We start from the raw sequence: 13739 nt of genomic DNA, 5'->3' as shown, positions 1-13739 counted from the left end.
TGGAACAATGAGACCTGTTCATGCAAGACCTCAATGACCTTTTCTATTTCGCCCGCGTAGTGGAAGCCGGCGGTTTTGCTGCAGCGGGGCGCCAGCTGGGCATTCCCAAGTCACGCTTGTCCCGGCGCATCGCCGAGCTCGAAGAGCGCCTGGGCACCCGCCTGCTGCAGCGCACCACCCGGCAGTTGAAACTCACCGCAGTGGGCGAGCGCTACCTGCATCACTGCCAGGCCATGCTGCTGGAGGCTGAAGCCGCCGATGAAACGGTGGCCAGCATGAGCAGCGAACCACGCGGGCGCTTGCGTGTGTCCTGCCCCGTGGCGCTGGCCCACGCGTTTCTGCCGCAGGTGATCAGCCGCTTTCTCGAGCAGTACCCGCTGGTGCAGTTGGACATGGTACTGCTCAACCGCCGGGTGGACCTGATTTCCGAAGGTATCGACGTTGCCCTGCGCGTGCGCGACCTGGGCGATGAAGACCCGGCCTTGGTCACCCGCCGCCTGCGCCAGGCGCAAATGCAGCTGGTTGCCGCCCCAGGCTTCGCCGACCACATCCGCGACCCTGCCGAACTGGCGACGTTGCCGGTACTGGGCGCCGCCGAGGCAGACCGGCTGGTGCACTTTCGCCTGCTGGGCCCCAACGGCAAGCAACAGGACCTGGCCCTGGAGCCACGCCTGGCGATCGACGATTTCGTAGTACGTAATGCCGCTGTACGGGCTGGCCTGGGCTTTACTGCATTACCCAGCATGTTTTGCGAGGCGGAGCTGGAACGCGGCGAGCTGGTACGCCTGCTGCCTGAATGGTCGCTGCCAGGTGGCTACCTGCAGGCGGTGTACCCGCACCGGCGCGGCCTGTTGCCGGCTGTACGGGTGTGGATCGACCACCTGGCGGCATCGTTCGAGGCGTGTGGGGAGCGATACGTATGAACGCGAACATGAGCGAAGCCGAAGTAGCGGCATTCTGCCTGGAGCTGCCGGGTGCCCAGGAAGACTACAAGTGGGGCGGTATCCGGGTGTTCTCGGTGGCCGGCAACAAGATGTTCGCGGTACTCGACCTGGCCGGCGCAGGGCTGTCGTTCAAGGTGGCCGACGATTTGTTTCTCGGCTATTGCGACCGCCCTGGAGTGCGACCTGCGCCTTACCTGGCACGGGCACGCTGGATCAGCATGGCGCCGCCCTACCCCATGGGCCGGGACGAATTGCGTGACTTGCTGCAGCGTTCGCACCAGCTGGTGGTGCGACGGTTGCCGAAGCGGTTACAGGTGGGTTTGCTGCTGTAATACCGCCTGCCCCCCGCTTCGGTGCCGCACTTCACCCTAAAGGCAGAAAGCGCCCATCGAAAAACAGCCAGTCGGCCCAGAACACCTGGTGCAACAGCACAATCGCCCAGAACAGCAGCTGGTACGAAAACTTGCGTGTCTTATGCCGGAACAGCTGCTGCGCCAGCAACGCACCCGGCCAGCCACCCAGCAGCTCGCTGGCATGCAGCACTTTCTCGGGCGTGCGCCAGGCCTGCTGACGTGCCTGGTGTTTGTCCTGCCAGTACAGCATGACGCTGACCAGGCTCATCGCCGGGTACAGCGCCAATGGCCACCAGGCCTGGTCGAGCCAGGCCATGCGAGCCGCGCCTAGCCCTGGCAGCACGCACAACACGGCCAGCACCAGCAGTTTCAGGCGCAGGTTGCGTACCCCGTCCAGCGGCGCGGCACGCCGCAGCTCAGCCATGAACCGAGGTCCAGTTGACCCAGCCGAACTGCCAGGTAGCCAGGATGAACAGGCCGAACACGATGCGATACCAGGCAAACGCGGCATAGCTGTGGTTGGCAATGAACTTGAGCAGCGCACGCACGGCGATCATGGCGAAAATGAACGACGTGACGAAACCGATGGCGAACACCGGCAAGTCTTCCGGCTGGAACAGGTGGCGGTACTTGTAGCCCGAATACACGGCCGCGCCGACCATGGTCGGCATGGCGAGAAAGAACGAGAACTCGGTGGCCGCTTTGCGCGACAGACCGAACAGCAGCCCGCCGATGATGGTCGAGCCCGAACGCGATGTGCCGGGGATCATCGCCAGGCACTGCACGAAGCCTATTTTCAGCGCATGGCTCCAACGCATGTCGTCGACATGGTCAACTTCTACCCGATGCGTGCGCCGCTCGGCCCACAACATGATCACCCCACCCACCACCAGCGCTGCCGCCACGGTGACCGGGTTGAACAGGTACTCGTGGATCAGGTCGGCGAACAGTACGCCCAGTACAACCGCAGGCAGGAATGCCAACAACAGGTTACCGGTAAAGCGCCGTGCCTTGGGTTGGCTGCGCAAGCCGAAAACCACTTCGCAGATCCTGCTGCGAAACTCCCACATCACGGCCAGGATCGCAGCCAGCTGGATGATGATGTTGAAAGCCATGGCCCGTTCACCGCCAAAACCGATCACGTCGGCGACGATGATCTGGTGGCCGGTACTGGAAATCGGCAGGAACTCCGTCAGCCCCTCTACTACGCCCAAGATGATTGCCTGGAAGGCAGTCCAAAAATCCATCATTCCCCCGGTGGAGCGCTGCTCGCAGCAGGCTCCTTGTTCTTGATCTATTGACGATTGCCGCACGCGGACCGGCTTTTTACAGCGACTGTTGGGACCAGCGCCAGTGGAAAAGTTCACGGCGGCTAAAGGTTTCATCTTGCGCGGCCGAAATCCTGTCAGAGCACCTTTGCAAATCCGTTACGCAACCTTCTGCAGACTGTGACAAAGATAGCACTTAGCCATTAGTCGAGTGGGGCATGGCTGCAAACCGTGCTTGGATGCAGCTGAATAAAAAGAACAATGGGGGAGCGGCTGGATGAACACTTTGAGATCAATGTCGATCAGCCAACGCCTGTGGCTGATCCTGGTGGTGGCGGTGGCCATGCTGGTGGTGCTGGGGCTGCTGATGCTGCGCCAGATCCACGGCGACCTGTACCAGGCCAAGGCCGAAAAGACCCGCCATGTGGTGGAAACCGCTGCAGGGGTACTGGCCTATTACCAAGGGCTGGAGGCAGCCGGCACGCTAAGCCGTGAAGCCGCCCAGCAGCAAGCGCTGCAAGTTGTCCGGGGGCTGCGCTACGACCACGACGATTATTTCTGGATCAACGACCTGGGGCCGAAGATGATCATGCATCCGACCAACCCCAAGCTCGACGGCCAGGACCTGTCAGCCATCCGCGACCCCGACGGCTTTGCCGTGTTCAATGAGATGGTCGCCCTGGCGCGCCAGCACGACGCGGGCCCGGTCAACTACCGCTGGCCCAAGCCCGGGGCGAGCGAGCCGGTGGCCAAGACCTCCTACATACAACTGTTCAAGCCATGGGGCTGGATCATCGGGTCGGGCGTGTACGTCGATGACGTGCAGGCCGAATTCGCCCGCCAGTTGCGCGATGCCTCGCTGGTTGGCCTGGGCATTGCCCTGCTGATGGCGCTGGTGGTGATGCTGATCGCCCGCAGCATTGCCCGCCCCCTTCAGGAAGCGGTGCAGGCCATGGGCAACATCGCCAGTGGTGAAAGTGACCTGACCCGGCGCCTGGACACCCATGGTCGCGACGAAATCACCCGCCTTGGTGAACACTTCAACCGCTTCAATGGCAAGCTGCAGGGCGTGGTCGGCCAATTGCAAGGGGCCGCCCATGCGCTGGCCCAGTCGGCCGGGCACGTGGGTGACAATGCCGGGGCCGCCGAGCAGCGCAGTGCCCAGCAGTCGTTGCAGATGGACCAGGTGGCTACCGCCGTGAACGAAGTGACCTACGCCGTGCAGGACGTGGCCAAGACGGCCGAGCAGGCTGCCGGGGAAATGCACAGCGCCCAACTGCAGGTCACGCAGGGCCAGCAAGCCATCCACGGCAGCCTGGCGCAGATCGACCGGCTGTCCCTGACCATCGACCAGGCTGTGCAAGTGATCCGCGACCTGGCCGCGCACAGCACGCGCATCGGCGGCGTGCTCGACGTGATCCGTTCGATTGCCGAGCAAACCAACCTGCTGGCGCTGAACGCCGCCATCGAGGCGGCCCGGGCCGGGGAGCAAGGCCGCGGCTTTGCCGTGGTCGCCGACGAGGTGCGCCTGCTGGCACAGCGCACCGCGCAGTCCACGGCCGAGATCCATACCATGATCGAGCACCTGCAAAGCCAGTCGGACGCCGCTGTGCGGGCAATCGACACCAGCAGCGAGGCCTCGCGCCAGACCGTCGAACAGGCCCGCGAGGCCGGCGCCAGCCTGGACGCCATCAACCAGGCGCTGAACAACCTCACCGCCTTGAATGCGTCCATTGCCAGTGCCACCCTGCAGCAGGCGCATGTGGTCGAAGAGATCAACCGCAACGTACTGGACACTGCCGGGCTGTCCCAGCAAACCGCCGATGCGGCGCGCCAGTCCAGCGATGCGGGGGTGGCCTTGGGCCAGTTGAGCGAAGAACTGGAGCAGTTACTGCGCCAGTTCCGCGTGTAGTACGGGCTGCCGGCGGGCGCGGCTACACCTTCGCCCGCCGAACAGCTACAATCGCGCCCCTTCCCCGCAGCCTCCAAGGATCGCCGATGTCCGGCCTTGAACTCATCGCCGCCGTCCTCGGCGTCATCGCTGTCTGGCTCACGGTCAAGCAGAACGCCTGGTGCTGGCCGATCGGCCTGGTCATGGTGCTTATCTATGGCTGGCTGTTCTATGAGGTGAAGCTGTATTCGGGCATGTTGCTGCAACTGGCCTACGCCCTCCTGCAACTGTACGGCTGGTGGCAATGGCAACGCCCCGACCGCGCTGAAGACGCCCGCCAGGTCTCGCGCTTGCAAGGCCCGGCGCTATTTGCCGGCCTGGCCGTCGGGGTGCTGCTGAGTGCCGCCCTGGGCGCGGCCATGGCCCACTGGACCGACGCCGCCATGCCGTGGCTGGACGCAACCCTGACCGGCTTCAGCTTGGTGGCACAACTGTGGATGGCGCAGAAGCGCCTGCAATGCTGGGCCCTCTGGGTGGTGGTCGACACCCTGTATGTCGGCCTGTACCTGCACCAGCAGCTGTATTTCACGGCAGGCTTGTTCGCCGTTTTGACCCTCATAGCCGTACGCGGCTGGCTGGAATGGCGGCGAGACCCGGCATTGGTGCAGCCATGAGCACGGTGCAGGCGACGAAAGTACTGGTGCTGTGCGGCCCCGAGTCCAGCGGCAAAAGCTGGCTCAGCGGGGTGATCCAGGCGCATTTTGGCGGTTTGGTGGTGGCCGAATACGTGCGTCACTTCATCGAGCAGGAGCGCCGCGATACCTGCTACGCCGATATCCCCAGCATTGCCCGTGGCCAACTGGCATGGGAAGACCAGGCCCGCGAGCAGGCGCCCCCCTTGCTGATCCTCGACACCCACCTGCTCAGCAACATGCTCTGGAGCCATGCCCTGTTCGGCGACTGCCCAGCCTGGCTGGAACAGGCCCTGCTCGCCCGGCATTACGACCTGCACCTTTTGCTAAGCCCACAAGGCGTGGAATGGGTCGCCGACGGCCAGCGCAGCCAGCCGGACGTGCGCGATCGGCAACGCTTTTTCGAAGACAGCCGGGCCTGGTTGCAGCAGCATGGCCAGCCCCACCAGATAATTGAAGGGAGTTGGCCACAGCGCCAGTTGTTGGCCCTGGAAGCGGTGGCTAGGCTCCTTGATAGCGATAAGCCAGCCTGCCGTGCCGAGTGTTAAGCCACTGACACAGCCCCCTGCGGTACAACCCCCGAAACCAGGCGGCTGCTCCCACTAGCAGGGTGAGTGTCAAGCGGGTGAAACACCGCTGCGAAATCTCCCTTCAAGCGACGCCACAGCAGGCCCGCCCGGCCATGCCGGTGTGCAACTGTTTCACGGCTGAAACACCACACCCCACCTACGTCTCAGCTGTCATCGCCAAGCGCCTGATTTTCATACCAATTCAAAAAGCGGCACACCTTCTGCTCTGTCCTTCGCATCGCTGATCAGGCCCAGTGTTCAAAGAAGGAAGTGCCGTCGTGAGGAAACCAGCCAACCACCTTTATCACGCCATGCTGATGGGCTGCGTACTGGGGTCACTGAGCCTGACGGCGCAGGCCGACAAGGGGATCATCACCATCACCCGTGACGTGCAGGTGCGCAACGCAACCGTGCCCCCCCTGCGGCCCGATCCCAATCCGACCACGGTCAACGCCAACCCCTCTGCCTATGTGCTCAAGCAGACCAACGAGCTGAGCGACGGCGACTTCGCCGCCATCAGCAGCGGCGCTGGCATCAGCAACATGATCACCCAGCAGACCAACAACCTGGGCGGCAACCTCGGCAACCAGAACCAGTTGCCCAACCTGGCCGGCGGCCGCGGTACCGGTGGTTCCGGTAACGGCATCGCCAACATGGTCAACTCCAGCGTGCAACGTGGCCTGGCGCCGCTGCAAATCCTGACCGGCGGGGGCAAGTGAGATGAAGTACATGCTGCTGATGCTGGCTGCGGTGTGCAGTGCGCCCGCCTTCGCCCAGTCCCCCGTTCCGGTCATCAACAACGCTGACATCGACAGTTCCGGCAGCCGCTACCAAGGCAACCTCAGCGTCAACCAGGCCGCCGGGGACCAGCAGCAGCAGGCCAATGCCCGCGCCATCGCCGTTGGCCCCGAGGCCAACGCCAGTACCCAGATCCGCCAACAGCTCAACACCCCCGCCGACCCGAGGATGGACGCCCGCGCGACCATTCAGGGCAACGCTTTCAGTAATGCCAGCGGCGCCCTGGGGGTGAACCAGAGCGCAGGCGCCAACACCCAGCAAGCCAATGCCATGCGCATCAGCATTGGCGCACAACCGCAAAGCATCGACGACAGCGTCCTCATGCAACAGAACGTGACGCTGCTCAACAACTCCGGAGCAACGGATATCCCAGCCGGCTATCGCCAGGTCACCACCAGTGACCAGGCCTTCACCGGTAGCCGTGGGGTGATCCAGTTGAACCAGAGTGCCGGGGTGGGAAACCGCATGGCCAACACCTTGAGCATCCGGGTCGCGGACTGACCCTTTCAGTTAAGAACGACACTTAACCTACTAGAGTACGGAGAATCACCATGAAACCCTCGATGGCAATCAAGCCTCTGGTTTTCGCAATTGCTGCGGTCATGGCTGTTGCTGTACAAGCTGGGCAAAACGACCGGCGCGGTGACTACCATAATGGCAACAACAATGGCCAGCACACGCCTCCTGCCACCAAGATCCCGGTGTATGCAACCGCCAATGCCTGGGACACTCAAACCAGTACCAACAACCGCATCACCAACCAAGGCACCATCAACGAAGCCGAGATGAGCGACTCGGGCACCGGCTCCAGCGGCAACGTCGGCATCAACGTCGCGGCCGGTAATGGCAACCAGCAGGACAACGCTGCAGCCATCGCCAACGCCGGCTCCGAATCGAGCCTGGACAACAGCTTCGTGTTCGGCATGGCCAACGCCACGGCCGACGTGGTGCAAACCAGCCGCAGCAACCGGGTAGACAACTACTCGACGCAATCGTCGGCGCTGATGAGCGGCTCGGCCAGCGGGGCTGAAGGCAACATCGGCATCAACGTGGCCGGTGGCGACCTCAACCAGCAGAAAAACACCATGGCCATCGCCAACACCGGCGCTCCATTGGGCAACGCCACGGCGACCGCCTCCGCCAACCAGTCCGGCCCAGGCCTGACGGTGAACAACAGCGCCGACCGCACCTACCGGGTAGACACGCTGACCTTCACCACTTCGGCCAGCGGCTCGAGCTCGCGTGATGGCACCTTCAACTCGAGCGACGACCGCAGCGCGTCGTCGAGCTTCAGCGTGGCCGGCTCGCAAAGCGCCAGCAACAGCGGCTCCAGCGGCTGGAACTCCAGTGGTTCGAGCAGCGCCAATGCCAGTGGCTCCAACAGTGCCAGCGCCAGCGGTTCCAACAGCTGGGGCATGAGCGGTTCGGCCAGCGGTTCCAACAGCTCGTCCAGCAGTGCCAGCCTGAACGCCAGCCTGGCTGCAGCAGCCGACGCGACCCGCACGGTCACCACCGACGACGGCCGCCGCGAACGCTCGCGCACCAGCAGCTTCGATGGTTCGCTGAACGCCTCGCTGAACGCCTCGATCGACAAGTCGCACGAAAGTGCCTATGACTCGTCCTTCGAGAAGGCATTCGACTCGAACTACGACAAGTCGCACCAGTCCTCCTACGACAAGTCGCGCGATTCTTCGTACACCAAGTCTCATGAGTCCTCGTACGAAAATGCTTCCGCCTCTGACTTCTCCAAGTCTGGCGAGCAATCGCATCAGTCCTCCAACGACGTCGCCAAGAGCTACAGCGAAAGCAGTGCTTACGACTTGAGCAATACCGTGTCCTTCCAAGTGCTGACCCCGACCGGCTGGGCCAACCCTGTTACCAACACTGCAACCCTTAGCGGTTCGGTCAACGGTGGCAGCGGTAACCTGGGCGTGAACGTGGCCGCCGGTGTAGGCAACCAGCAGAGCAACTCGCTGGCCATCTCCAACACCTCGTTCTAACGCTGCAATCAAGGCCCCCTTCGGGGGGCCTTTCTTCAACAGAACAAGAAGGCATCCGATCATGCGCATTATCGCCTTGGCGTTTTTACTGTGCCTGGCCAGCGTGAGCGAAGCTGCACAAATGCCGCTGGCGGTATTGCCGGGCGGCGCCGTGGTGTTCAAACCCCTGCAAAGCGTGCGCGAGCGCAAGTTCGCCGACCTGGTGCAACAGAAAACCGACTTCAGCTGCGGTGCTGCTGCCCTGGCGACCATCCTGCGCCAGGCCTACTGGCTGGATGTGGACGAACACCAGATCATCGAAGGCATGCTGGCCCACGCCGACCAGGACCTGGTGCGCACCCAGGGCTTTTCGATGCTCGACATGAAGCGCTACGTGGAAAGCCTGGGCATGCGTGCCCGCGGCTACCGTGTAGCGCCCGATACCCTGCACAGCGTGCGCATTCCGGTGGTGGTGTTGATGGATGTGCGTGGCTACAAGCACTTCGTGGTCATGCAGAAAGTCGACAAGGGCTGGGTGTATGTCGGTGACCCAGTGCTGGGCCACAGGCGCTACAAGGTAGACGACTTCCTCAAGGGCTGGAACGGCATCATCTTCGCCGTGATCGGCCAGGGTTATGACAAGAACAATGTCTTGCTCGACCCGCCTCTGCCGCTGACCGCCAAGGGTCGAGTGAACAACTTCACCCCGGTGCAGGACGCAGAGCTGCTGGACTTTGGCTTCATCAAAAGCGACTTCTTCTAACGATACGTCCAATGATAAGGAGCATGACGCTCCCGGGAGCCCGCCATGAACAACCCCTTCCTGCTGGCATTGGCCTGCCTGGCTGCCAGCCTGCCGGTTCATGCAGAAACGTTCAAACCCATCGAACTGAAGGACCAGGAACTGGCAACTTTGCGTGGTCGTTACGTGATGCCGGGGCGCATCGTGAGCTTCGGCATCGTCATGAGCAGCACCTGGCAAAATGCCAAAGGCGACGTGATTGGCGCCAGCAGCAGCCTGCAGGTGCAAGCGTCGACAATCAAGCCACAATTCTACGTGTCGACGATCAATGAAAAAGGCACCGGCAGCGCGGCTGGGGCGGCCGCTGCGTCCGGGACCGGCAGCGTGACCGGCGGTGCCGGGCTGGCCACCAGCGAGGGCGTCACCCAGGTAGTGCGCGCCGCCGGTGATAACAACGGCGCATACAACAACGTCGACATCAACGTCACCAAGGCCAACCAGGCACCGGTGGTGCAACAGCAGGGCCAGGCGCTGGCCGCAGGCCAGACGCTGAACGCAGAAAACGGCGCCGGTTCGCTGAGCGTATCGGCCAGCGGCGTGGGCGTGCAGCTGAACATCAACGCCAGCAACAACCAGGGCAGCAGCATGCAACGCCTGGCCCAGGGCGGCCTGATGCAGAACACCACGCTGCTGGGCAACGGCAACCTGGTCAGCAATGTCACCTCCCTCAACGTGGTCATGCGCGAGAGCATGCCGACAGCGGCTTCGCTCAATGGCAGCCTTGATCAGCTTAAAGGCCTTCGCACTTTCGGATACTGATCTACGCTCAGTCTCATCAAAAGTAGTTGGAAGGGACGGCAACTCCATGCACCGATCTTTTACGCTCAAGGCTTTTGTTTGTCTGACTACCCTGGCTCCGGCCACATTGCTGTATGCCGCTGCCGACCCGCAGGTCGAGGCACTGAAGCAGGAACTGACCGAACTCAAGCGCCGGTATGAGGCCCAGCAGCAAGCGTTGATGGTGCTGGAACAACGCGTGCGGCAGGTTGAAGAAGCCCCGGCGGCGGCCCCACCCAAACGCCTGGTCAAGTCGCCTGCCGAAGGCGTGAAGGGTGGCCAGACGGTAGCGTCCGGCGCCCCTGGCACCACCGGCAGTTCCTATGGCCAGGCCCTGGCTGCCGACTCGGAGCCGGCGCAGAGCGTGTCCAACCTGTATGACGAGGCCAGCGGCTTCTTCGGTGGCGGCAAGTTCAGCTTCGAGACCGGCCTGACCTATACCCACTACGACACCCGTGCACTGACCCTCAACGGGTTCCTGGCGCTGGACTCGATTTTCCTGGGCAGCATCAACCTCGACCGCATCAAGGCCGACAACTGGACCTTGGACATGACCGCGCGCTACAACCTGGCGCAACGTTGGCAGTTCGACATCAACGTGCCGGTGGTGTACCGCGAATCCACCTACTCGTCCGGCGGTGCCGGCGGCTCGGGCGCGGCCACCTCCGATGCCACCGTCACGCGTGACCCGGAAATCGGCGATATCAACGTTGGCGTGGCCTACAAGTTCCTCGACGAAGACGAAACCTGGCCGGATGCCGTGGCCACCCTGCGGGTCAAGGCCCCGACCGGCAAGGACCCCTATGGCATCAAGCTGCGCGAGGTGGACGGCAACAACAACCTGGCGGTACCGGACAGCCTGCCGACGGGCAACGGCGTGTGGTCGATCACCCCAGGCATCTCGCTGGTCAAGACCTTTGACCCGGCCGTGCTGTTCGGCAGCCTGTCCTACACCTACAACATGCAGGACTCGTTCAGCGACATCAGCCCGCAGGTCAACAGCAAGGTGCCGGGCGACGTCAAGCTTGGCGACTCCTGGCAAATCGGCGGGGGCATCGCGTTCGCGCTCAACGAAAAGATGAGCATGTCGTTCTCGGTGTCGGACCAGTTTGCCCGCAAGAGCAAGATCAAACCGGATGGCGGTGACTGGCAGTCGATTTCCAACAGTGACTACAACGCCGCCAACTTCAACATCGGCCTGACCTTCGCCGCCAGCAACAACCTCACCATCGTGCCCAACTTGTCCATTGGCCTGACCGACGACGCCCCGGACTTTTCCTTCAGCCTGAAATTCCCCTACTACTTCTGACCTATGCCATCAGCCGGGCCCGCGACTACGGGCCCGGCTTTTGGTAACCACCCTTGTAGCGCCCGCCTTCCCGCCCGCCCGCCTGTTATCATTCAGCACAGTTTCATGACGATTCAATGGCAAAAGGGAAGTTTTTGTGAAGAACCTGTCCGACCACCCACAGGCCCGGCTTGCCGCTCTGGCAGGCCTGCTGTTGGTGATCCCACTGGGTGCGCGCGCCATGCTGGGTTGGTCCAACCCACTGGGTTACCTGTCAGACCTCGCCCTTGGCAGCCTGCTGCTGTTACTGCTGCAGCGCCGCCCGTGGTGGCTGGCACTGCCGGTGTTGCTGGCCTGGGCGGCCCTGTGGGTCGCCTCGGCCGAACTGGTCAGCGCGGTGGGCCGCTTGCCCACCAGCGCCGACCTGGCCTACCTGGCCGACCCGCAGTTCATGGAAAACTCCACCGGCGGCGGCCTGGCCCATGCCTGGCTGCCCTGGCTGATGGGCGGCGGCCTGCTGGCCTGGCTGGTTCTCGCCTGGCGCTGCCGCGCGCAGCGCGGCCTGGCGCTGCCGCGCAAGGCCTGGGCCATCCCGGTCGTGCTGTTCGGCGCCCACTGGGGCAGCCAGCAACTGGCCCCTTCCGATGCCGACCAATGGCGGCAATACAACCTGGGCCATCAGTTGCTGTCTGCCGGGGTGGGCCAGGTACAGCGCCAGGCCGATGAGTGGCTGGGCACTTCCATGCCCTTCACCCCCCTGCCCAGCACCGGCCTGACGCAATCCGACCTGCACGGGCAACGCCTGCTGGACGGCCCGGGCCGTGCGCGCAATTTGCTGGTGATCACCCTCGAAGGCATCCCCGGCGCTTACCTGCGGCCCAACCGTCAGGCGTTGAACAGCCCCTTCGACGAAGAGCTCATGCCCAAGCTCAGCAGGTGGGCCGAGCGCGGCATGAATACCCCGGACTACGTACTGCACACCCACCAGACCATTCGTGGGCTGTACGCCATGCTGTGTGGCGACTATGACAAGCTGGCCAACGGCACCCCCAAGGGGGTTGAGCTGCTGACCCAGAACGAACGTAACCAGGCCTGCCTGCCGGCGCAGTTGCGCCAGGCCGGGTTCACCACCCATTACCTCCAAGGTGCGGGCCTGCGCTTCATGGCCAAGGACCGCATCATGCCGCATGTCGGTTTCGAGGCTGTACATGGCTTGGAGTGGTTTGCCAACAAGAACTACCTGGACTTCCCCTGGGGCAAGGACGACCGCGCGTTCTTCGAGGGCGCATTGAGCTACGTGGGCCATTTGCAGCAGCAGGACAAACCCTGGATGCTCACGTTGCTGACCGTCGGTACCCACCAGCCCTATTCCGCGCCGGCGGAGTACCTCGAACGGTTCGACACGCCGAAACAGGCGGCAGTGGCCTACCTGGACGACGCGGTTGCGGCGTTCCTCGACAGCCTCGAACGCCAGGGGGTACTCAAGGACACGCTGGTGGTGCTGACCTCCGACGAGTCGCATGGCATCGACGGCGTGCGCCTGGCGTCCTCCTGGGGCTTCAACCTGACCCTGGCCCCGGAGCAGGCCCAATTGCCACGGCTCAAGCAAGGGACTTATGGCCACATCGACCTTGCCGCTTCACTGCTCGACTACTTCTCGCTGCCGATCCCCATGGCCCTGGGCGGTCGCTCGCTGTACCGCGACTACGACACCGGCCGCGAAATGATCGCCTACACCAACGGCATGCTGCGCTACCACAACGGCCAAGGGGTGTTTACCGAGTGCGATTTTCAACAACGGTGCCGGCGTTACGCCAGTGAGGGCTTCATCGCCGGGCAGGCCCGCTACCTTGGCAGCGGCGATAACCTGCTCGGGCAGCAGATCGGTGCCCTGGCCGGCGTGCTCGACCAGTCGCTGCTGCAGACGCCGCTGAACCTGCGCTACCAGTTTGGCGGCCCTGCGCCGATCAGGCTGCGCAAGCACATTCAGGATGATTGGGCCGACAACCTGATCGGTGCCCAATACCTGGAAATGCCAGGGGGCTCGCGTACCCGGGTACGCATCAAGGTCCGGTCGCTGGACCCAAGGCACGTGGCCTATATCCAGCTCAAGGCCAAGCAACTGGAACAGGACGTACCGCTGGGTCTGCCTGCCGAGGTGCAAGTCACCACCGATCAGCCACTAGAGATGGACTTCCGCTTCGACAACCCGACCGATCGCAAGGCGTTTTCCTTCCACTTGCTGGGTTATGGCGGCGGCCAGGTGGAAGTCAGCGACTTCAGCGTGATAACCGCGCTGCCTGGCGATGAAGAGGCAGCCGAGGAACTGGGTGACGAGCCTATCGCCCATTCTGGCTGAACAGGCGACAGCTCTGCGG

14 protein-coding genes are annotated in these 13739 nt (G+C 63.3%); 12 read left to right on the top strand and 2 right to left on the bottom strand.

The window, feature by feature from the left end:
- Positions 1-20: 20 nt before the first annotated feature.
- Both QME24_RS04775 and QME24_RS04770 read left to right on the top strand, forming a co-directional pair.
- Entirely contained in the window at positions 21-923 is a 903-nt protein-coding gene (locus QME24_RS04775) for a LysR substrate-binding domain-containing protein (protein ID WP_009685443.1), read from the top strand.
- A gap of 8 nt (positions 924-931) precedes the next feature.
- On the top strand, positions 932-1276 hold the full coding sequence (locus tag QME24_RS04770; protein ID WP_009685444.1) for an MmcQ/YjbR family DNA-binding protein: 345 nt from the start codon (positions 932-934) through the stop codon (positions 1274-1276).
- A 31-nt stretch (positions 1277-1307) separates the two neighbouring features.
- Here QME24_RS04770 and QME24_RS04765 read toward each other — a convergent pair whose 3' ends face one another.
- Both QME24_RS04765 and QME24_RS04760 read right to left on the bottom strand, forming a co-directional pair.
- On the bottom strand, positions 1308-1721 hold the full coding sequence (locus QME24_RS04765; RefSeq protein ID WP_054904379.1) for a DUF1294 domain-containing protein: 414 nt from the start codon (positions 1719-1721) through the stop codon (positions 1308-1310).
- Positions 1714-2544: an undecaprenyl-diphosphate phosphatase gene (locus tag QME24_RS04760; RefSeq protein ID WP_054904406.1), complete on the bottom strand. Its 831-nt coding sequence runs from the start codon at positions 2542-2544 to the stop codon at positions 1714-1716. Before QME24_RS04760 ends, QME24_RS04765 begins: the two co-directional genes overlap by 8 nt.
- A gap of 298 nt (positions 2545-2842) precedes the next feature.
- On the opposite strand from QME24_RS04760, the gene mcpP reads away from it, so the two are divergent.
- The 10 genes from mcpP to QME24_RS04710 all read left to right on the top strand — a co-directional run bounded on the left by mcpP (position 2843) and on the right by QME24_RS04710 (position 13720).
- Positions 2843-4477 carry a methyl-accepting chemotaxis protein McpP gene (gene mcpP / locus QME24_RS04755; protein WP_192439976.1) on the top strand — a complete coding sequence of 545 codons (1635 nt, stop codon included), beginning with the start codon at positions 2843-2845 and terminating at the stop codon, positions 4475-4477.
- An 86-nt stretch (positions 4478-4563) separates the two neighbouring features.
- The gene (gene pnuC, locus QME24_RS04750; RefSeq protein ID WP_029884823.1) at positions 4564-5130 is read left to right on the top strand and encodes a nicotinamide riboside transporter PnuC; all 567 of its coding nucleotides are present in this window, start codon (positions 4564-4566) and stop codon (positions 5128-5130) included.
- The gene (locus QME24_RS04745) at positions 5127-5696 is read left to right on the top strand and encodes an AAA family ATPase (RefSeq protein ID WP_054904377.1); all 570 of its coding nucleotides are present in this window, start codon (positions 5127-5129) and stop codon (positions 5694-5696) included. The genes pnuC and QME24_RS04745 overlap by 4 nt, the downstream gene beginning before the upstream one ends.
- Before the next feature lie 332 nt (positions 5697-6028).
- On the top strand, positions 6029-6436 hold the full coding sequence (locus QME24_RS04740; protein ID WP_280091524.1) for a hypothetical protein: 408 nt from the start codon (positions 6029-6031) through the stop codon (positions 6434-6436).
- A gap of 1 nt (position 6437) precedes the next feature.
- Positions 6438-7016, top strand: coding sequence for a hypothetical protein (locus QME24_RS04735; RefSeq protein WP_054904375.1), 579 nt, complete (start codon positions 6438-6440; stop codon positions 7014-7016).
- Between the two features lie 50 nt (positions 7017-7066).
- Positions 7067-8515, top strand: coding sequence for a hypothetical protein (locus tag QME24_RS04730; protein ID WP_054904374.1), 1449 nt, complete (start codon positions 7067-7069; stop codon positions 8513-8515).
- Between the two features lie 61 nt (positions 8516-8576).
- Complete coding sequence (locus QME24_RS04725) at positions 8577-9257, top strand: C39 family peptidase (RefSeq protein WP_009685453.1); 681 nt, start codon at positions 8577-8579, stop codon at positions 9255-9257.
- A gap of 45 nt (positions 9258-9302) precedes the next feature.
- The gene (locus QME24_RS04720) at positions 9303-10055 is read left to right on the top strand and encodes a hypothetical protein (RefSeq protein ID WP_054904373.1); all 753 of its coding nucleotides are present in this window, start codon (positions 9303-9305) and stop codon (positions 10053-10055) included.
- A 46-nt stretch (positions 10056-10101) separates the two neighbouring features.
- Complete coding sequence (locus QME24_RS04715; RefSeq protein WP_029884820.1) at positions 10102-11382, top strand: hypothetical protein; 1281 nt, start codon at positions 10102-10104, stop codon at positions 11380-11382.
- A gap of 136 nt (positions 11383-11518) precedes the next feature.
- Complete coding sequence (locus tag QME24_RS04710; RefSeq protein WP_232892168.1) at positions 11519-13720, top strand: sulfatase-like hydrolase/transferase; 2202 nt, start codon at positions 11519-11521, stop codon at positions 13718-13720.
- The last annotated feature ends 19 nt before the right edge of the window (positions 13721-13739 follow it).

Source organism: Pseudomonas sp. PARCl1 (assembly GCF_947311875.1).
Taxonomy (GTDB): Bacteria; Pseudomonadota; Gammaproteobacteria; order Pseudomonadales; family Pseudomonadaceae; genus Aquipseudomonas; species Aquipseudomonas juntendi.
The sequence above is the reverse complement of the archived record's forward strand: the minus strand, read 5'-3'. Positions and strand labels throughout refer to the sequence as shown.